This window comes from Vibrio sp. SNU_ST1 (assembly GCF_030563405.1).
Taxonomy (GTDB): Bacteria; Pseudomonadota; Gammaproteobacteria; order Enterobacterales; family Vibrionaceae; genus Vibrio.
Window position 1 is genome coordinate 2,874,797 of the sequence record NZ_CP130748.1, and the last position, 17,507, is coordinate 2,892,303.

Sequence of the window (17,507 nt, forward strand, 5' to 3'; positions counted from 1 at the left end):
CCCTACTTTTCTCACCGTAAACGCCCGCTAATTCAACACCCAAACAGCGCGACTCCAACCGCCAATTAAATTAAGCACATAAAAAATCAGCAATCGCCTGTAAGTTTTTCTCCGCTCCTCCTGTCTATTTAATTTACTACACTCAATGAATGGTCATTAAGCCATTCATCTATAGGATAGATAAGGACATTTGATGAGCACCGTCGAGAGCATTCAAGCATGGTTAAATACTGGAGAGGAGTCGCTGCTATGGCTGATGATTGGCATTATCGCGCTTTCTTACCTGCTTGAAGATCTGGCGATTGTTACAGCGGCAGGTTTAGCCACTCAAGGCCTCATTTTTCCTCAATATGCGTTGCTTGCCATTTTCATCGGCATTGCGACAGGTGACTTAGGTCTCTACTACCTAGGAAAGTCAGGACGTTACTTCCGAGGCGTTCGTTACAAAGCCCTCACCAACCGATACTTTCGTGCACTTCGCACTAAATTACGTCAAAACGCTTTCAGCAGTCTTTTTGTCATCCGCTTTATTCCCGGGCTTCGTACCGTTGGTTTTACTTTAAGTGGCTTTTTCGCAATCCCACTGCCTACTTTTTTGTTTGCCGTTATTAGTGCCACTGCGCTCTGGACTGGCATTGTCTTCTCTGCGATCTACTATTTAGGGACATCAGCGTGGCTGCAAGCCTCTGAATATCAATGGATCATCATCCCGTGTGCCATCGCTTTGCTGTTTATCGGCAATCGATTAATGAATAGAACCTACTCTAGAGGATTATCATGAGTTCACCGCAAGATATTCGCATCATTCCAGCACATCAAATCAATGCAGGCATGCCCTTGCTTGAAAAAGATACCGTGCGCAGTGTCTCTCCTTATGAGTTTCTTCCCACTTGGTTTTTCTACACGCCAGTGGTGATTCAAAGCCTGATGCAAGGGTTACGGCACTTTGATTGGGCGCTGCCGCTCATCGCCAACCCAAGTATTAAGTTAAGCGGCATGGTAGGCGAATCGAAACACGAGATACTGAGCCTTGCCGGATCATCGAGCCAACGTTGGATCTCTCCGTTTATCACCTTAACCAAAACGGATCTTAGCAGTAAGAAACAAGCCGAAGATGCGCGCAGCGCACTCATACAGTCGGATCTCGATTTCCCCATTGTGGCCAAACCGGATCTTGGCTGTCGAGGTGTTGGCGTTAAGCTGATCAACACACAAGAGCAACTTGAGCAGTATGTTGAATCTTTCCCAAATAATGCTCGCTTTCTATTGCAAGAAAAGGCGCCTTATCAAGCCGAAGCGGGTGTTTTCTACGTTCGCTACCCAAATAAAAAGCAAGGCGAGATCATCTCGATCACACTCAAATACGCACCAATGGTGGTGGGCGATGGCAGCTCGACACTCAAGCAGTTAATTGAAAATAGCCCGCGTGCTGGGCAGCTTAGTCACCTCTATCTACCAAGACATGAAGATAAATTGGATCAAGTGCTCGCAGAGGGTGAAGAGTTCCAACTCGCGTTTGCAGGTAGCCATAGCCGTGGCTGTATCTTCCGCGACGGCAACCAATACGTCACTCAGGCTTTAACCGAACGCTTAGATGAGATATTCGACGACTTCGATGGCTTTCACTTTGGACGACTCGACGTCAAATTCAAGGACATGCACAGCCTAATGAACGGCGAGGACTTCACTATCCTTGAGGTCAATGGCGCAAGCAGTGAGGCCGGGCACATCTGGGATCGCAACACACCGCTGCGAGAGATATTTTCGACGCTACTCCTGCAATACCGCATTCTTTTTGATATTGGCGCTCAACAGAAACAAAGAGGCCACCAGCCTCCTTCTTTTAAGAGCTTATTTAACGCGTGGCAAGAAGAGCGACGTCTTGTTCAACAATATCCGACCACCGATTAACTTTGTACGAGGATCATGAATGAACCCCATAGCCCAACCGATCGCCCTCACCTCTTTCTCTCCTAGTATCAAGGGAGCGGTAGAAATATTGAATCAGGGTTTAGAGTTTTTGTTAGCGATATCTGACAGCGACTATCTGACACGAGCAAAGCCGCACGTCACAAGTTCTATTGGTGAGCATACTCGTCACACGCTCGATCTTTTTCACGCTCTGATTTTAAAAGAGAATGCGACCGTTGATTACAACACTCGTCGTCGTGGTCACCCCGTCGAATTCGATAGGTCTATTGCGTTGAAAGAGATCCATTACGTGATCAACTGGCTTGAACGATTAGACCGCAGAGATCTCGAAGCGCCTATCATGATCCAAACCGAAGTTTCAATGGATACACAAGTATTCGCCAGCCTGCCTTCTACGCTAGAAAGAGAGGTCACCTTTGCCGCGCTGCATGCCAATCACCATTACGCGATGATCAAGGTGATCACGACCTTTCTTGATGTCGAAACATGCAGCACCTTTGGCTATGCCCCAACCACCAGCAGCTATCTGAGGGAGCAATAATCATGTGTTCAGTATCTTGGCTGCTTGAAGACAATGGCTATCAGGTCTTTTTTAATCGTGATGAGCAAAAGACACGTGCACTGGCGATGCCACCTAAACAATATCGAGTTAACGGCGTCGATATCATCATGCCACTCGACCCAACCGGTGGTGGTAGCTGGATCAGTATCAATGAGTTCGGGCTTTCGTTATGCCTACTCAATAACTATCAAGGTATCGTACCTGATGGCCTTTTAGTCAGCCGTGGTTTGTTACTCAAGAACCTATCATCGAGTCGTAATATCAGTCAGATTTCTGAAGCATTTCATAAGCTCGACCTGCACTCTTTTGCCCCATTTACCTTGCTGGCTTTCGCGCCGAACTTAACTCAACACAATGGTTTGGTTATCGCCTATATGTGGGATGGCATTCAACAAAAAATAGTCGAAACCGATTCTCCGCTCTTCTCATCCGGTGTTGATTTAGATCGAGTACAAGCCTACCGACAAGCAAAATACGATCAGCTTATGGAAACAGGTAAGAATCAACAGAATTTACTTCAATTTCACTCTCACCATCACAGCAAACAGCCTCATTTAGCGACCTGTATGCATCGTGAAGACGCGCACACCGTGAGCTTTACACACTTACGCAATCTACACGGCCAAGCCTTTATGTTTTACGCACCCGGCTCGCCTTGTGAACCCATTAAACCATGCCAGATAAATCAACAGCATTTTACCTTCGATTTATCACCAGCAATCAACCTATAGATGGAGTCCATCATGAGAAAACTATTAACCATGGTCATGCTACTTGTTAGCCCATATGTATTTGCCGCCGATGAAATCTACACAGGGTTCTTTAGCAGTAAGGCGCTCGATGGCTACGACACTGTGGCTTATTTCACTTCAGGTAAGCCTATTGAAGGCAGTAAAAAATTCAGCACCGAGTACAAAGGCGCGGACTGGTATTTCTCTTCTGAAAAGAATCTGACTTTATTTGTTAATAATCCTGAAAAATATGCCCCTCAATATGGTGGTTATTGCGCTTGGGCTGTTTCAGCAAAAAGTGATTTTGCACCCGGAGACCCAAATCAATGGACGATTGTTGATAACAAGCTTTACCTCAACTACGACCAAGAGATTAAACAGCGTTGGGAACAAGACCGAGCACAACATATTCAAAAAGCCGACACCATTTGGCCGCAACTGATCAAATAAAGGAATAACCATGACACTCACTCCAGCTAAACATATCCCTGCAGCATTTATCGCTTTCGTATTTATTCAGTCGCTGTTTTTTAAGTTCACCGGCTCATACGAGACAGAACATATCTTTGGCACCTTAGCGACATGGTCTGGCTTAAGTTGGTTCGGTTCATTTGGCGGCTACTTGATTGGGTTCGCTGAATTGATTGCTGCCATTTTATTATTTACTCGTTGGCATGGCTTGGGTGCCATCATGAGTGTTGGGATTATGAGTGGCGCAATTTTCTTCCACCTGTTTACGCCGCTCGGTATTCAAATGCCTGAGTTTAATGCAGCCGGTGAAATTGTCGGCTATGACGGCGGATTACTGTTTGGTATGGCATGCCTCGTGTGGCTGTGCGGTGCATTTTTAAGTGTGAAAGATTTCAATAATCAAGACGGTTTCCTAAACAACTTTAGTCAATAAGGTAGCTTCATTATGATTGATAGTCCTTTTCGTTTACCACGTTACACGCCTTTTGGTTTAGGTGAGTCTGTTGTCGAGTGGGCAACTGGGCTATCTAAGCTAGATAAACTCTATCAAGATAGACCGGATGAGTTATCTAGCTTTGAATTCATGCATCACACCCTGTCGGCATTGAATATCGACTATTCCGTTTCAGCAGGCGCTACTGATAATATCCCTAAAGAAGGACCTGTAGTCATTGTGGCTAACCACCCACTTGGCGCAATTGAAGGTGTGATCCTTGCTGATCTCGTAGGATCGGTAAGGAAAGATGTGAAGGTGTTGGCGAATGAGTTGCTCAAGCGACTACCTGAACTGGATGATCTTTTCATCGGAGTCGATGTCTTTAATAGTAAAGAATCGAAACGAACTAACGCTAAAGCCATTCGAGATGCCAATCGTCATTTGGCAGACGGTGGATTGTTGATTGTGTTCCCTGCCGGCGAAGTATCGAGTTATCGTAAAGGGGTAAAAACACTGACAGACATCGAATGGAGCAAATCGGTTGCCAAGTTCGTTAAACGACACCAAGCCACTACAGTTCCTATCTTTATCAATGGTAAAAACAGTGAACTTTTCTATCAAGCAGGTCGTGTTCATCCGTTGTTGAGAACTGCTCTACTCGGCCGTGAACTTCTTAATAAACGAGCGACTACCATCTCTATTTCTATCGGTTCTTCAATCCCATACTCAGAGATAAAAACATTTGAACAAGAGATGGATATCGTCAACTATCTGCGACTCAATACCTATCTGATGAGTCAACAAGATAGCCCTAGCACGCTAATCCAAGCGCCCTCTTTTGACACTCAGGTTATTACGCCTATTCCGCCAGAAGTGTTGGCAATTGAGGTCAATTCTCTTCCAGAGGAGATGAAACTGCTCGAGCAAGGTGACTTCGAAGTCTACTGCACACCGAGCCAGACGATCCCCAATTTAATGCGTGAAATTGGTCGAGTCAGAGAGGAAAGCTTCCGTGAAGTCGGTGAAGGTAGCGGGCTTGCCTGTGATTTAGATGAGTATGATCTTTATTACCATCAACTGTTTGTCTGGAACAAAGCTAAGGCTGAATTAGTCGGTGCATATCGACTCGGTATGGTCGACAAGTTAATCGCAGAGCATGGGCTTGACCAGCTCTACTCTCGAAGTCTGTTTAACTACAATCAAGAGTTCATTGATACCCTAGACAACAGTATTGAGCTTGGGCGATCTGTAGTGAGCAAACCTTATCAAAAGAGCCTTAACTCGCTGTTACTATTATGGAAAGGTATCGCGGCCTTCGTGTATCGTCATCCTCAATACACCCACCTATTCGGCCCAGTCAGTATCAGTAATGATTACAGCCATAACGCGCGCCTGTTGATTGCGACGACTTTATCGATACATCATTATGACGAAGAAAAGGCAAATCTGGTTTCTCCTTCTTCACCACTCAATACCAGTAATCATGTGTTCTGGCAAAACCACCTGTTATCGTCATTGGCGAGTGTTCCTCTGCTCTCTAAAGTGTTAGCACGTATGGAGCAAGGAAAAGGCCTGCCAGTACTACTGCGCCAATACCTAGGGATGAACGGCAAGTTAGTATGCTTTAACGTCGACCCATCATTTAATGATGCTTTGGATGGCTTGATTGTGGTTAACCTTAAAAAGGTACCACTGAAGACCTTAAGTAAATACATGGGCAGAGAGCTCGCTCAAGATTATCTAGAACAGCACGCTCGACGCTGATTTAGCCCACTCTGTACCTATACTCAAATAAGTGCGATGATTTCGACACTTATTTGGGTTAGGTTATTTACATGCACACCTCTTTTATCGAACAGCTACAAAGCTTCGGCTTCTCTGAAAGTCAGATCGAATCTCTATTAGCCGTCGTGAAACCGCTTGAGCTACCAACCAGACACATCCTGATCAATCAAGGTGAGATGGCGAGTTCAATCTACTTTGTACTTGAAGGCTTGTGCCACGCTTGTTATCTCACTAATGACGGTAAGCAATACAGCAAAGAGTTCTACTGGGAACAAGATTGGATCATCGGCTTTGAGAGTCTGATAAAAAACCAAGCGTCCCCTTACCTATTAGAAACGCTCACACCAATTACTATGTTAGAACTGCCAATGAACGCGGTTATCGAGTGGCGCGCATCAAACAACCCTTTGTATTTAAAGTTATTAGAAACTCAACTCATGCATAAGGAAAACAAAGAACGCTTTATGCTGCTCTATACTCCCGAGCAACGCTATCAACTTTTCTGCGAACATTATCCCGACCTTGAGCAGCGCTTGAACGACAACCAGATTGCCGCTTACCTAGGAATAACCGCGATCAGTCTGAGCAGAATTAAAGGTCGAATTAACAATAGTTAATGCCAACACTCATCGCACATAGTACATTCAGAGCATCGATAACCTCTGGATGTAAACATGATCACTTGGCACTCAATTCCCTTCTCTGAACTTTCAACACAACAGCTTTATCAACTACTTAAATTACGAGTAGATGTGTTCGTCGTTGAGCAAAATTGCCCTTATCCAGATCTCGACGGTAAAGATACAATCGCAGGTGTTGAACACTTGCTTGGTTATGCTGATGCAGAGCTAGTAGCGTGTGCACGCTTGTTACCACCAGGTACTTCTTACGACAACACGAGCATAGGCCGAGTGGCGACGAAGCAATCGGCAAGAGGTGATGGTTTAGGACATCAATTGATAAAAGAAGCGTTAACACGCTGTGAGGCATTATGGCCGAACACGACCATCGACATTGGTGCGCAAGAGCACCTAGAAAGCTTCTACGCTAGCCATGGATTCAAAACAATCTCAGATATGTATTTGGAAGATGATATTCCACACGTAGACATGAGATTAGAGAAGTAATGTCGAATATCACTGTCGGTATACTACTTTTGATTGCGGGCAACCTGTTTGCCTCGCTCTCTGACGTCGCTGTGAAGCTATTGAACGGCGAAGTACCACCTCTTCAGTATATTTTTTTCCGTCAGTTGATATCTCTGTTACTCATTACTCCTTTGTGGCTGCAACAAAGCAAAGAGCAACGCCGCTTACAACAAGCCAAGGTCACCTTAATTCGCGGACAACTGATCTTAATCGGCAGTGGATGTATGGTGGTCGCGATCACCCATATGTCTTTAGCGACAGCTAACGCGGTATTTTACGTAGCCCCATTACTGATGCTGCCTCTGTCAGTACTGCTACTAAAAGAGCAACCTGCGCTAGGCAAGGTCATCGCCACAACTGTCGGCTTTATTGGCGCGCTGATCGTGTTACGGCCATCGCAGTTTCACTGGGCAGCACTATTTGCATTGGGCACAGCACTGACACTTGCCCTGTTTAATGTACTGGTAAGAAAACTTCCTAGTGAACAATCCGTAGTGACGACGCTGTGGTGGACAACCCTCTTCTCAATACCAGCCTCGTTAATACTGTGCTTACTGTATTGGCAACCCGTGTCTTTAGAACATCTTGGATACATAGCACTCAGCGCAACACTCATATTGAGCTATAACGGCCTCGCTGTTTCCGCCTACCAGAAAGCGCACTCTAGCCAAATCGCATTGGCTGAGTATTCAGGACTGGTGTTTGTCGCGCTAATAGGCGCAATATGGTTCGATGAGATACCAGATACGTTAACCTTTATCGGTATTATGCTGATCATATTGCCACTCGCCCCTTTCAAGCGACCAAAAAAAAGAGCTAACACTTAGCTCTTTTCTATCGTCTATCTATGTCAACTAAAGCGTATAGCTCAAGGTTCATCGCTAGACCTATTTGCTGCGGCCAAAGCCACCATCAGACAAACGGAAAAACATCACCGAAGTGTCGCCTTTCTCTAGCTGAAGAATATCGAGCTGCCCAGTTTCGGCTAACTTGAATCGAACCAGCTGACCTTTTCTGATCTGACTCAGCGGCTTGTCTGAACCTTCAATTCGTACTAACGCATTCAGATCAGACAACGGTAAATCGTTGTTTCGAAAAACCTGCGCCAACGTATCGCCCTGCTTAACCAGGTACTCCTGCCAGTTGTTGTTACTCGGTTCTGATGAACTGCTCTTGGTATTTTGCTGTTCGCTTAAGCCAACGGTGTTAATTTCAAGCTCAACACGAGATGTTGATGGCGCGGTCTCTACATTAGGCTCAGGTAGTGGAACAAACAGTAAGATTAATATGATCGGCGAAATCACCATCAATAGTCTCTGGTGTAATTTCGGTAGTGATCCCCAAGTTTGTACTGTTGAGGTTTTCATTTTCTTTATATCGATCGAACCTAATTTCTCTTTGACCTGATTCAGTCGATCCTTGAACTCTGCTAAGTGGTCTACTTTCTGTTTTTTCTTTTGACGACGATTCATGCCACTGCGTCCTATACATTGAATAACTACAGTATAAAAACCAAAGTACCAACAGTATAGATCTTTCCGCTACAACAGGGACCAATACAAGAAAATTGACATAGCTGTGATTTGGATAGGCTAAAGCGTAAGTGATCAGGGACTAGCCGTTTATTCAGGCTGCTAATACTGGTATTCTTACTCTTTTCGTACTGACAAAAAGAGTGACTTTTCATGTCTGAAGTAAAATTTGAAACTGTAGAGCAAAAAGCTAGCTACGGTATCGGTCTACAAATGGGCCAACAACTTGCTGGTTCTGGTCTTGAAGGCCTAAACGTTGATGCAATCGCTGCTGGTATCGCAACAGCTCTAGTTGGCGACATGCCAGCTATCGAAGTTGACGAAATCAACAACGCACTACAAGAGCTACACACTCGTGGTGAAGCTGCACGTCAAGAACTAGCTAAAGCTGCTGCTGCTGACGGCGAAGCTTTCCTAGCTGACAACGCTCTTCGTTCAGAAGTTACAGTTCTTGAGTCTGGTCTTCAGTACGAAGTACTAACTGAAGGTACTGGCGAAATCCCAACTGCAGACAAGCAAGTACGTGTTCACTACCACGGTGAACTAACTGACGGTACAGTTTTCGACAGCTCTGTATCTCGCGGTCAACCTGCTGAATTCCCAGTAACTGGCGTAATTCAAGGTTGGGTACAAGCTCTACAAATGATGCCTGTTGGCTCTAAGTGGAAGCTATACATCCCTCAAGATCTAGCATACGGTGAGCGTGGCGCAGGTGCTGCAATCCCACCATTTGCTGCTCTAGTATTCGAAGTAGAACTCCTAGCAATTCTTTAATTTCTATAAAAACCTATAGTGAAACAAAAAACTATAGGTAAATTAGACTGAATTAGCTCAACGGCGATGTGACTACATCGCCGTTTTTCGTTTATAGTGAAAGAGTAAATTACTTTATTACTTAAGGACGAATAATGAAGAAAGTACTCATCACCGTTTTAAGCAGCTTTGCTGTGGTATCTTGCGCTAGTACTAGCGACTCTGAACAAGTCAGTTCAACTTCTGAGATTAACTACTCCCAACTATCACAAACAGCCCTTATGGCTGCTGTAGACATGTGGTCTAAAAAAAATGAAGCAACACCATTTACGAGCACCCTTGCTAATTCCCTAAGTGACAAAGCATCTGTAACAAATGAGCAAGCTATAGGTGGAGTAGGTTCCATGCTAGCTCTTGCCCAGAATACCCTTGATAACTTTGACAACCAAGAGCTCGAAATGCTTTTCCCTGGAATGTCGACGCTTGATTCTAGCGGTTTAACGTCAGTCTTGGACTCAAAAACATCTGTTGAAAATGCATTTTCAGGATTAGGTATGGATTCATCAATGGTTGCGGCGTTTGCACCAATCATTATTCAAGGGCTAGAGTCACAAGGCGCAACAAGCGGTCTCGTTGATTCACTCGAAGCTATTTGGTTGTAATAACCAGTGATTAATAATTGATTTAAAATACTTAAAGGGCGCTTCGGTGCTCTTTTTTGTGCGTTGAGCAAAAGAGATACGAGATATTATTGAGAAGTGGAGCTGAGAAGGTAAAGAAAAGTGCCAAATATCGTGGTGCAATTCTTATGTCGGTCTCCTTATTCTACAGATACAAAAAAGCCGAGCTAATGCTCGGCTTTTGTATTAAGAATCTAGTTTAGATTACTCAGCAGCTTCTTCAGCAGCTGGGCGGTCTACAAGCTCAATGTAAGCCATTGGAGCTTTATCACCAGTACGGAAACCACATTTAAGAATGCGAGTGTAACCACCTTGGCGAGCCGCGAAACGCGGGCCTAGTTCATTAAATAGTTTTGCCACAACTTCGTTATCACGAGTGCGAGCAAATGCAAGACGACGGTTAGCAACACTGTCTGTCTTAGCTAGGGTAATCAATGGCTCAATTACGCGACGTAGTTCTTTTGCTTTAGGCACGGTAGTTTTAATAACTTCGTGACGAACAAGAGAGCTAGCCATGTTGCTGAACATCGCTTTGCGATGACTGCTGTTGCGGTTGAGTTGACGACCACTTTTACGATGGCGCATGACCTAATCCTTCTAACTTTTCGATTAATCTTCAGCGATTGACGCTGGTGGCCAGTTTTCTAGGCGCATGCCTAGAGAAAGACCACGTGAAGCAAGCACATCTTTAATCTCTGTAAGAGATTTCTTACCAAGGTTTGGCGTTTTAAGTAGCTCAACCTCAGTGCGCTGTACAAGATCACCGATGTAGTGAATCGCTTCTGCTTTCAAACAGTTAGCAGAGCGAACTGTTAGTTCAAGATCGTCTACAGGACGTAGTAGGATAGGATCGAATTCTGGCTTCTCTTCCTTCTCCTCAGGTACACGTACATCACGAAGATCTACGAACGCATCCAGTTGTTCAGCTAAAATAGTAGCTGCACGACGGATTGCTTCCTCAGGTTCTAGAGTACCGTTCGTTTCCATATCGATAACAAGCTTGTCTAAGTCAGTACGTTGTTCTACACGTGCCGCTTCAACAGCATAGGCGATTTTATCGACCGGGCTGTAAGTAGCGTCAACAAGTAGACGACCGATTGGACGCTCATCTTCTTCAGTATGGATACGAGCTGAAGCTGGAACGTAACCACGACCACGTTCTACTTTGATACGCATAGCGATCTCAGCGTTGTCATCCGTTAGGTGACAAATTACGTGCTCAGGGTTAGCGATCTCTACATCACCATCGTGGGTGATGTCACCTGCAACAACAGGGCCTGAGCCTGATTTGTTCAGTGTAATAAACACTTCATCTTTGCCTTCAGCAACGCGTACAGCTAAACCTTTAAGGTTTAGAAGGATTTCTAGGATATCTTCCTGAACGCCTTCTTTAGTGCTGTATTCGTGTAGCACACCTTCGATTTCAACTTCTGTTACGGCACAACCCGGCATAGAAGATAGAAGAATGCGGCGAAGAGCATTACCTAGAGTATGGCCGAAACCGCGCTCTAATGGCTCAAGAGTTACTTTCGCGTGTGTCGTATTGATCTGTTCAATGTCAACAAGACGCGGCTTAAGAAATTCTGTTACAGAACCCTGCATTGTGTCCTCTCTTTTTTTAACCTTACTTAGAGTAAAGTTCGACGATCAAGTGTTCATTGATGTCAGCTGATAGGTCAGAACGCTCAGGCATACGCTTGAATGTACCTTCCATTTTGCCAGCATCTACTTCAATCCAAGTTGGCTTTTCACGTTGTTCAGCAACTTCTAGAGCCGCTTTAATACGAGATTGCTGTTTAGCTTTCTCGCGGATAGAAACAACGTCGTTTGCCGCTACTTTGAAAGAAGGAACGTTTACAACTTTACCGTTAACTAGAATAGACTTGTGGCTAACTAGTTGACGAGATTCAGCACGAGTAGCGCCAAAGCCCATACGGTAAACTACGTTATCAAGACGACCTTCAAGAAGCTGAAGCAGGTTTGCACCTGTGTTGCCTTTAAGACGTGCAGCTTCTTTGTAGTAGTTGCGGAATTGTTTTTCTAGAACGCCGTAGATACGACGAACTTTTTGCTTCTCACGAAGCTGAACGCCATACTCAGATAGACGACCGCGACGAGCGCCGTGTACACCTGGTGCGTTATCAATTTTACACTTGGTATCGATCGCACGGACACCAGACTTAAGGAATAAGTCAGTACCTTCGCGACGGCTAAGCTTCAGCTTAGGACCCAAATATCTTGCCATGATCTTTCTCCAATATTCCTAGAAACGAAACTTAAACGCGACGTTTCTTAGGTGGACGACAACCGTTATGAGGGATTGGTGTCGCATCAACAATGTTAGTGATACGGAAACCAGCAGCGTTCAGTGCACGAACAGTAGATTCGCGACCTGGACCTGGACCCTTAACCATAACTTCCAAGTTCTTTAGGCCATATTCTTTAGCCATTTCACCACAACGCTCAGCTGCAACTTGTGCTGCGAACGGAGTAGATTTACGAGAACCACGGAAACCTGAACCACCTGCTGTAGCCCATGCAAGAGCGTTGCCTTGGCGGTCAGTGATAGTTACGATTGTGTTGTTGAAAGAAGCATGAATGTGCGCTACGCCATCAGCTACTTGCTTGCGTACGCGCTTACGCGCGCGAGTTGGTTGTTTTGCCATTGTACTCTACCTTATCCGACTATTTCTTGATCGGCTTGCGCGGACCCTTACGGGTGCGAGCGTTGGTTTTAGTACGCTGTCCACGTAGTGGTAGACTGCGACGATGACGAAGACCGCGGTAACAGCCAAGGTCCATAAGACGCTTGATGTTCATCGATACTTCACGACGTAGATCACCTTCTACAGTGTATTTAGCTACACCATCACGCAGTTGATCGATCTGCTCTTCAGTTAGTTCACTGATCTTAGCATCTTCAGCAATACCCACTTCAGCTAGAATAGCTTGAGAGCGAGTTTTGCCAATACCGTAGATTGCAGTAAGTGCAATTACAGAATGCTTATGATCAGGAATGTTAATGCCGGCTATACGGGCCATTATTCACTCCTAAGGGGGTTCATAAAAGAATTATCCGCAGCAAAGCCCGTTATGGATACGCTGCGGCATACTACTTCTTTTGCACGCAAAAGGTAGGCCGAGGAATATACTCGACTCTACCTAGTATTTCAAGTAAAAATTTCTGCTGATTAGCCTTGGCGTTGCTTATGCTTTGGCTCACTGCAAATCACGCGAACGACACCGTTACGCTTGATAACTTTACAGTTACGGCAGATTTTTTTAACGGAAGCACGAACTTTCATTGCTAAACTCCGTAAATGGAATCGAAATAATTACTACCGAATTAACGGCCGTAACCTTTCAGATTCGCTTTCTTTAACACAGAATCATACTGTTGTGACATCAGATGAGTCTGTACCTGTGCCATGAAATCCATGATAACTACCACTACGATTAGTAGTGATGTGCCGCCGAAGTAGAAACGAACGTTCCACGCGACCATCATGAATTCAGGAATCAGACATATAAAAGTAATGTATAGAGCGCCCGCTAGGGTTAGTCTAGTCATCACTTTATCGATATATTTCGCTGTCTGCTCACCTGGGCGGATACCGGGTACGAATGCACCAGACTTCTTCAAATTATCAGCTGTTTCACGCGGGTTAAACACCAACGCTGTATAGAAGAAACAGAAGAAGATTATAGCTGCTGCATAAAGCATTACATACAAAGGTTGACCAGGGCTAAGAGCTAATGACACGTCAGTTAACCAACCGAACGCGCTGCTTTCACCATTTTGACCAAACCATTGCGCTAATGTTCCTGGGAACAAAATAATACTCGATGCAAAAATCGCTGGAATAACACCTGCCATATTAATCTTAAGAGGCAAGTGAGAGCTTTGAGCTGCAAAAACTTTACGACCTTGTTGACGCTTCGCATAGTTAACGACGATACGACGTTGACCACGCTCCATGAAAACTACGAAGTAAATTACAGCAAAAGACAATACCGCGATAAACAACAGAAGAAGCACATGCAATTCACCTTGACGCGCTTGCTCGATTGTTTGACCGATTGCAGAAGGCAATCCAGCAACAATACCTGCAAAAATCAGAATGGAAATACCATTACCGATTCCTCGCTCAGTGATTTGTTCACCTAACCACATCAAAAACATGGTACCAGTTACTAAACTCACGGTAGCAATAAGCGTAAACATGGTTTGGTTGATAACAACCAGATTGTCGACCATGTTTGGTAAGCCTGTTGCGATACCAATAGCTTGGAATGTTGCAAGTACAAGCGTGCCGTAGCGTGTATATTGGCTTATCTTACGACGGCCTGCTTCACCCTCTTTTTTGAGTTCCGCTAACGCTGGATGAACTACAGTTAGCAATTGGACTACGATCGATGCCGAAATGTACGGCATGATACCCAATGCTAATATAGATGCACGCTCAAGAGCACCACCGGAGAACATGTTAAACATTTCTACGATGGTACCTTTTTGCTGATCGAACAAATCGGCAAGTACAGCTGCGTCAATACCAGGGATCGGCACAAAAGAGCCGGCTCGGAATACTAAAAGTGCACCAATTACGAATAATAAGCGCGACTTTAGTTCACTTAAGCCGCTCTGAGCACTACGAAAATCTTTTCCTGGTTTCTTAGCCATCTGTACCTCGTTCCTCGAGATTATTCCTCGATTTTACCGCCTGCAGCTTCGATTGCAGCTTTAGCGCCTTTAGTCACGCGTAGACCTTTAACAGTCACAGCTTTGCTTAGGTCACCAGAAAGAACGATCTTAACAAACTCGATGTTCTTAGTGATAACGTTAGCAGCTTTAAGGCTGTTAAGATCAACTACGTCACCTGTTACTTTCGCTAGCTCAGCTAGACGAACTTCAGCAGACACAAGGCTCTTACGAGAAGTGAAACCGAATTTAGGTAGACGTTGTTTTAGAGGCATTTGACCGCCTTCAAAACCTGGACGAACAGAGCCGCCAGAACGTGACTTTTGACCTTTGTGACCGCGGCCACCTGTTTTACCAAGGCCAGAACCGATACCACGACCTACACGCTTCTTAGAAGGTTTAGAGCCAGCAGCCGGTGATAGAGTATTCAAACGCATTCTGATTACTCCTCAATCTTAACCATGTAGTAAACCTTGTTGATCATACCGCGTACGCACGGAGTATCTTCAAGTTCTACTGTATGGTTGATGCGACGAAGACCTAGACCTTTAAGACACGCTTTGTGCTTAGGTAGGCGACCAATTGAGCTTTTAGTTTGAGTTACTTTAATAGTTGCCATCGTGTGCTTACTCCGAAATAGATTCAACAGTTAGACCACGTTTAGCAGCAACCATTTCTGGTGACTTAACGTCTACTAGAGCACCAATCGTTGCGCGAACAACGTTGATTGGGTTCGTTGAACCGTATGCTTTAGAAAGAACGTTATGTACGCCTGCAACTTCAAGTACGGCACGCATTGCACCACCGGCAATAACACCTGTACCTTCAGCAGCTGGCTGCATGTAAACTTTAGAGCCCGAATGACGACCTTTCACCGGGTGGTGAAGAGTGCCTTCGTTAAGCGCAACAGTAACCATGTTACGACGCGCTTTTTCCATTGCTTTTTGAATCGCAGCAGGTACTTCACGAGCTTTGCCGTAACCGAAACCTACGCGACCATTACCGTCACCAACTACTGTTAGTGCAGTGAAGCTCATGATTCGACCACCTTTAACCGTCTTAGATACACGGTTAACAGCGATCAGCTTTTCTTGCAAATCATTAGCTTGTTGTTGTTCTTTAGCCATCTTCCAACCCTACCTTAGAATTTCAGACCAGCTTCGCGAGCAGATTCTGCTAGCGCCGCTACTCGACCGTGGTATTGGAAACCAGAACGGTCAAATGCAACTGAAGCTACGCCTTTTTCAAGAGCGCGCTCAGCAACAGCTTTACCAACTGCTTTAGCTGCATCGACGTTACCAGTGTTCTTAACTTGCTCACGGATCGCTTTTTCTACAGTAGAAGCAGCTGCGATAACCTCAGAGCCGTTTGCCGAGATAACTTGAGCGTAAACATGGCGAGGAGTACGATGTACTACCAGGCGAGTTGCACCAAGTTCTGCAATCTTACGACGTGCACGTGTAGCACGACGGATGCGAGATGCTTTCTTATCCATAGTGATACCTTACTTCTTCTTAGCTTCTTTAGTACGCACATTTTCATCTGCGTAACGAACACCTTTGCCTTTGTAAGGCTCAGGAGCACGGTAAGAACGAATGTCAGCCGCAACTTGACCTACTACTTGCTTATCGCAACCAGTAATAACGATCTCAGTTTGGCTAGGGCACTCAGCTTTAATACCTTCAGGTAGAGCGTGCTCTACTGGGTGAGAAAAACCAAGAGTTAGACCTACAGCATTGCCTTTCATAGCAGCACGGTAACCAACACCCTTAAGAGTTAGCTTCTTAGTGAAGCCCTCAGTAACACCCACAACCATGTTATTAACTAGAGCGCGAGCTGTACCAGCTTGTGCCCATGCGTTAGTAACACCTTCTTTCGGACCGAAAGTTAGGTTGTTTTCTTCCTGTGCAATAACTACGGCGCTGTTAAGAACGCGAGTAAGCTCACCTTTGCTACCTTTTACAGTAACTTCTTGGCCGTTTAGTTTCACCTCTACGCCAGCTGGAATAGCGACAGGTGCTTTAGCAACACGAGACATAATCTACTCCTTAAGCTACGTAACAGATGATTTCACCGCCAAGACCTGCTTTACGAGCAGCACGGTCAGACATCAGACCCTTGGAAGTAGAAACAACTGCAATACCAAGACCACCCATCACTGTTGGTAAAGAGTCTTTATTTTTATAAACTCTTAAACCAGGACGTGATACGCGCTTGATTTGCTCGATTACAGGTTTAGCTTGGAAGTACTTAAGAGTAACTTCTAGCTCAGGTTTTGCTTCGCTGTCAACAGCGAAGTCTACGATGTAACCTTCAGCTTTAAGTAATGCAGCAATTGCAACTTTAAGCTTTGAAGAAGGCATTTTTACAGCAACTTTATTTGCTGCCTGACCGTTACGAACTCGGGTCAGCATATCCGAAATCGGATCTTGCATGCTCATAAGATTTACTCCAAATGATTAAGTGGCAATTACCAGCTAGCCTTACGAAGACCCGGAATCTCGCCTTTCATGCAAGCTTCGCGAACCTTAATACGGCTTAGACCGAATTTACGTAGGTAACCGTGTGGACGACCAGTTTGGTTGCAACGGTTGCGCTGACGTGATGCACTTGAATCACGTGGAAGAGATTGCAGTTTAAGAACCGCATTCCAACGATCTTCTTCAGATGCGTTTACATCGCTAATGATAACTTTTAGCGCAGAACGCTTTTCAGCGAACTTAACTACTAGTTTTGCACGTTTAGCTTCACGTGCTTTCATTGATTGTTTAGCCATAA

The 17,507-nt window shown here is 45.0% G+C and carries 27 protein-coding genes; 12 read left to right on the forward strand and 15 right to left on the reverse strand.

The genetic code is table 11. The features are described from left to right. Window positions 1-193: 193 nt before the first annotated feature. From Q5H80_RS12685 to Q5H80_RS12730, 10 genes are all read left to right on the forward strand, one after another. A complete protein-coding gene (locus Q5H80_RS12685) occupies window positions 194-781 on the forward strand; it encodes a DedA family protein (RefSeq protein ID WP_304565021.1) in 588 nt (195 codons plus the stop codon). Further along, window positions 778-1,911, forward strand: coding sequence for an ATP-grasp domain-containing protein (locus Q5H80_RS12690; RefSeq protein ID WP_304565023.1), 1,134 nt, complete (start codon window positions 778-780; stop codon window positions 1,909-1,911). The genes Q5H80_RS12685 and Q5H80_RS12690 overlap by 4 nt, the downstream gene beginning before the upstream one ends. A gap of 19 nt (window positions 1,912-1,930) precedes the next feature. Then, on the forward strand, window positions 1,931-2,473 hold the full coding sequence (locus tag Q5H80_RS12695; protein WP_304565025.1) for a hypothetical protein: 543 nt from the start codon (window positions 1,931-1,933) through the stop codon (window positions 2,471-2,473). Window positions 2,474-2,475: 2 nt separating this feature from the next. Next, the gene (locus tag Q5H80_RS12700) at window positions 2,476-3,225 is read left to right on the forward strand and encodes an NRDE family protein (protein WP_304565027.1); all 750 of its coding nucleotides are present in this window, start codon (window positions 2,476-2,478) and stop codon (window positions 3,223-3,225) included. A gap of 12 nt (window positions 3,226-3,237) precedes the next feature. Continuing rightward, window positions 3,238-3,675 (forward strand): YHS domain-containing (seleno)protein, encoded by a 438-nt coding sequence (locus Q5H80_RS12705; protein WP_012604897.1) that lies wholly within the window; start codon window positions 3,238-3,240, stop codon window positions 3,673-3,675. Between the two features lie 10 nt (window positions 3,676-3,685). Beyond that, window positions 3,686-4,129 carry a hypothetical protein gene (locus Q5H80_RS12710; protein ID WP_304565030.1) on the forward strand — a complete coding sequence of 148 codons (444 nt, stop codon included), beginning with the start codon at window positions 3,686-3,688 and terminating at the stop codon, window positions 4,127-4,129. Between the two features lie 12 nt (window positions 4,130-4,141). After that, a complete protein-coding gene (locus Q5H80_RS12715; RefSeq protein ID WP_304565032.1) occupies window positions 4,142-5,896 on the forward strand; it encodes a lysophospholipid acyltransferase family protein in 1,755 nt (584 codons plus the stop codon). A 71-nt stretch (window positions 5,897-5,967) separates the two neighbouring features. Next, a complete protein-coding gene (locus Q5H80_RS12720) occupies window positions 5,968-6,534 on the forward strand; it encodes a Crp/Fnr family transcriptional regulator (protein ID WP_304565033.1) in 567 nt (188 codons plus the stop codon). Window positions 6,535-6,591: 57 nt separating this feature from the next. Continuing rightward, window positions 6,592-7,044 carry a GNAT family N-acetyltransferase gene (locus Q5H80_RS12725; RefSeq protein WP_304565035.1) on the forward strand — a complete coding sequence of 151 codons (453 nt, stop codon included), beginning with the start codon at window positions 6,592-6,594 and terminating at the stop codon, window positions 7,042-7,044. Continuing rightward, a complete protein-coding gene (locus Q5H80_RS12730) occupies window positions 7,044-7,892 on the forward strand; it encodes a DMT family transporter (protein WP_304565037.1) in 849 nt (282 codons plus the stop codon). Before Q5H80_RS12725 ends, Q5H80_RS12730 begins: the two co-directional genes overlap by 1 nt. 60 nt (window positions 7,893-7,952) lie before the next feature. Here the strand turns inward: Q5H80_RS12730 and Q5H80_RS12735 are convergent, their stop codons facing one another. Further along, window positions 7,953-8,537, reverse strand: a complete 585-nt coding sequence (locus Q5H80_RS12735) for a LysM-like peptidoglycan-binding domain-containing protein (RefSeq protein WP_304565039.1) — start codon at window positions 8,535-8,537, stop codon at window positions 7,953-7,955. Between the two features lie 213 nt (window positions 8,538-8,750). Between Q5H80_RS12735 and Q5H80_RS12740 the strand changes: the two genes are divergently transcribed. Both Q5H80_RS12740 and Q5H80_RS12745 read left to right on the forward strand, forming a co-directional pair. Beyond that, window positions 8,751-9,371, forward strand: coding sequence for an FKBP-type peptidyl-prolyl cis-trans isomerase (locus tag Q5H80_RS12740; protein WP_008220519.1), 621 nt, complete (start codon window positions 8,751-8,753; stop codon window positions 9,369-9,371). A gap of 134 nt (window positions 9,372-9,505) precedes the next feature. Next, a complete protein-coding gene (locus tag Q5H80_RS12745; RefSeq protein ID WP_304565095.1) occupies window positions 9,506-10,012 on the forward strand; it encodes a DUF2780 domain-containing protein in 507 nt (168 codons plus the stop codon). Window positions 10,013-10,234: 222 nt separating this feature from the next. On the opposite strand, the gene rplQ is transcribed toward Q5H80_RS12745, so the two are convergent. The 14 genes from rplQ to rpsN all read right to left on the reverse strand — a co-directional run bounded on the left by rplQ (window position 10,235) and on the right by rpsN (window position 17,505). Continuing rightward, complete coding sequence (gene rplQ, locus Q5H80_RS12750; RefSeq protein WP_004729812.1) at window positions 10,235-10,615, reverse strand: 50S ribosomal protein L17; 381 nt, start codon at window positions 10,613-10,615, stop codon at window positions 10,235-10,237. A gap of 24 nt (window positions 10,616-10,639) precedes the next feature. Then, window positions 10,640-11,632, reverse strand: coding sequence for a DNA-directed RNA polymerase subunit alpha (rpoA, locus tag Q5H80_RS12755; protein ID WP_004729813.1), 993 nt, complete (start codon window positions 11,630-11,632; stop codon window positions 10,640-10,642). Window positions 11,633-11,654: 22 nt separating this feature from the next. After that, a complete protein-coding gene (rpsD, locus tag Q5H80_RS12760; RefSeq protein ID WP_004738777.1) occupies window positions 11,655-12,275 on the reverse strand; it encodes a 30S ribosomal protein S4 in 621 nt (206 codons plus the stop codon). A gap of 31 nt (window positions 12,276-12,306) precedes the next feature. After that, window positions 12,307-12,696, reverse strand: a complete 390-nt coding sequence (gene rpsK / locus Q5H80_RS12765; RefSeq protein WP_004738778.1) for a 30S ribosomal protein S11 — start codon at window positions 12,694-12,696, stop codon at window positions 12,307-12,309. Between the two features lie 19 nt (window positions 12,697-12,715). Next, a complete protein-coding gene (rpsM, locus tag Q5H80_RS12770; RefSeq protein ID WP_004738779.1) occupies window positions 12,716-13,072 on the reverse strand; it encodes a 30S ribosomal protein S13 in 357 nt (118 codons plus the stop codon). Window positions 13,073-13,221: 149 nt separating this feature from the next. Beyond that, window positions 13,222-13,335: a 50S ribosomal protein L36 gene (gene rpmJ, locus Q5H80_RS12775; protein WP_000868186.1), complete on the reverse strand. Its 114-nt coding sequence runs from the start codon at window positions 13,333-13,335 to the stop codon at window positions 13,222-13,224. Window positions 13,336-13,376: 41 nt separating this feature from the next. Continuing rightward, window positions 13,377-14,711, reverse strand: a complete 1,335-nt coding sequence (secY, locus tag Q5H80_RS12780) for a preprotein translocase subunit SecY (RefSeq protein ID WP_004736759.1) — start codon at window positions 14,709-14,711, stop codon at window positions 13,377-13,379. Between the two features lie 20 nt (window positions 14,712-14,731). Continuing rightward, window positions 14,732-15,166: a 50S ribosomal protein L15 gene (gene rplO / locus Q5H80_RS12785; protein WP_004736758.1), complete on the reverse strand. Its 435-nt coding sequence runs from the start codon at window positions 15,164-15,166 to the stop codon at window positions 14,732-14,734. A gap of 5 nt (window positions 15,167-15,171) precedes the next feature. After that, entirely contained in the window at window positions 15,172-15,348 is a 177-nt protein-coding gene (gene rpmD, locus Q5H80_RS12790; RefSeq protein WP_004736756.1) for a 50S ribosomal protein L30, read from the reverse strand. Between the two features lie 7 nt (window positions 15,349-15,355). After that, window positions 15,356-15,856, reverse strand: coding sequence for a 30S ribosomal protein S5 (gene rpsE / locus Q5H80_RS12795; RefSeq protein ID WP_004736754.1), 501 nt, complete (start codon window positions 15,854-15,856; stop codon window positions 15,356-15,358). A gap of 14 nt (window positions 15,857-15,870) precedes the next feature. Next, window positions 15,871-16,224 (reverse strand): 50S ribosomal protein L18, encoded by a 354-nt coding sequence (gene rplR / locus Q5H80_RS12800; protein WP_009847783.1) that lies wholly within the window; start codon window positions 16,222-16,224, stop codon window positions 15,871-15,873. A 9-nt stretch (window positions 16,225-16,233) separates the two neighbouring features. Continuing rightward, a complete protein-coding gene (rplF, locus tag Q5H80_RS12805; protein WP_009847784.1) occupies window positions 16,234-16,767 on the reverse strand; it encodes a 50S ribosomal protein L6 in 534 nt (177 codons plus the stop codon). A gap of 10 nt (window positions 16,768-16,777) precedes the next feature. After that, window positions 16,778-17,170 (reverse strand): 30S ribosomal protein S8, encoded by a 393-nt coding sequence (gene rpsH / locus Q5H80_RS12810; RefSeq protein ID WP_009847785.1) that lies wholly within the window; start codon window positions 17,168-17,170, stop codon window positions 16,778-16,780. A 29-nt stretch (window positions 17,171-17,199) separates the two neighbouring features. Continuing rightward, window positions 17,200-17,505, reverse strand: a complete 306-nt coding sequence (gene rpsN, locus Q5H80_RS12815; protein WP_004736747.1) for a 30S ribosomal protein S14 — start codon at window positions 17,503-17,505, stop codon at window positions 17,200-17,202. Between the last annotated feature and the right edge of the window lie 2 nt (window positions 17,506-17,507).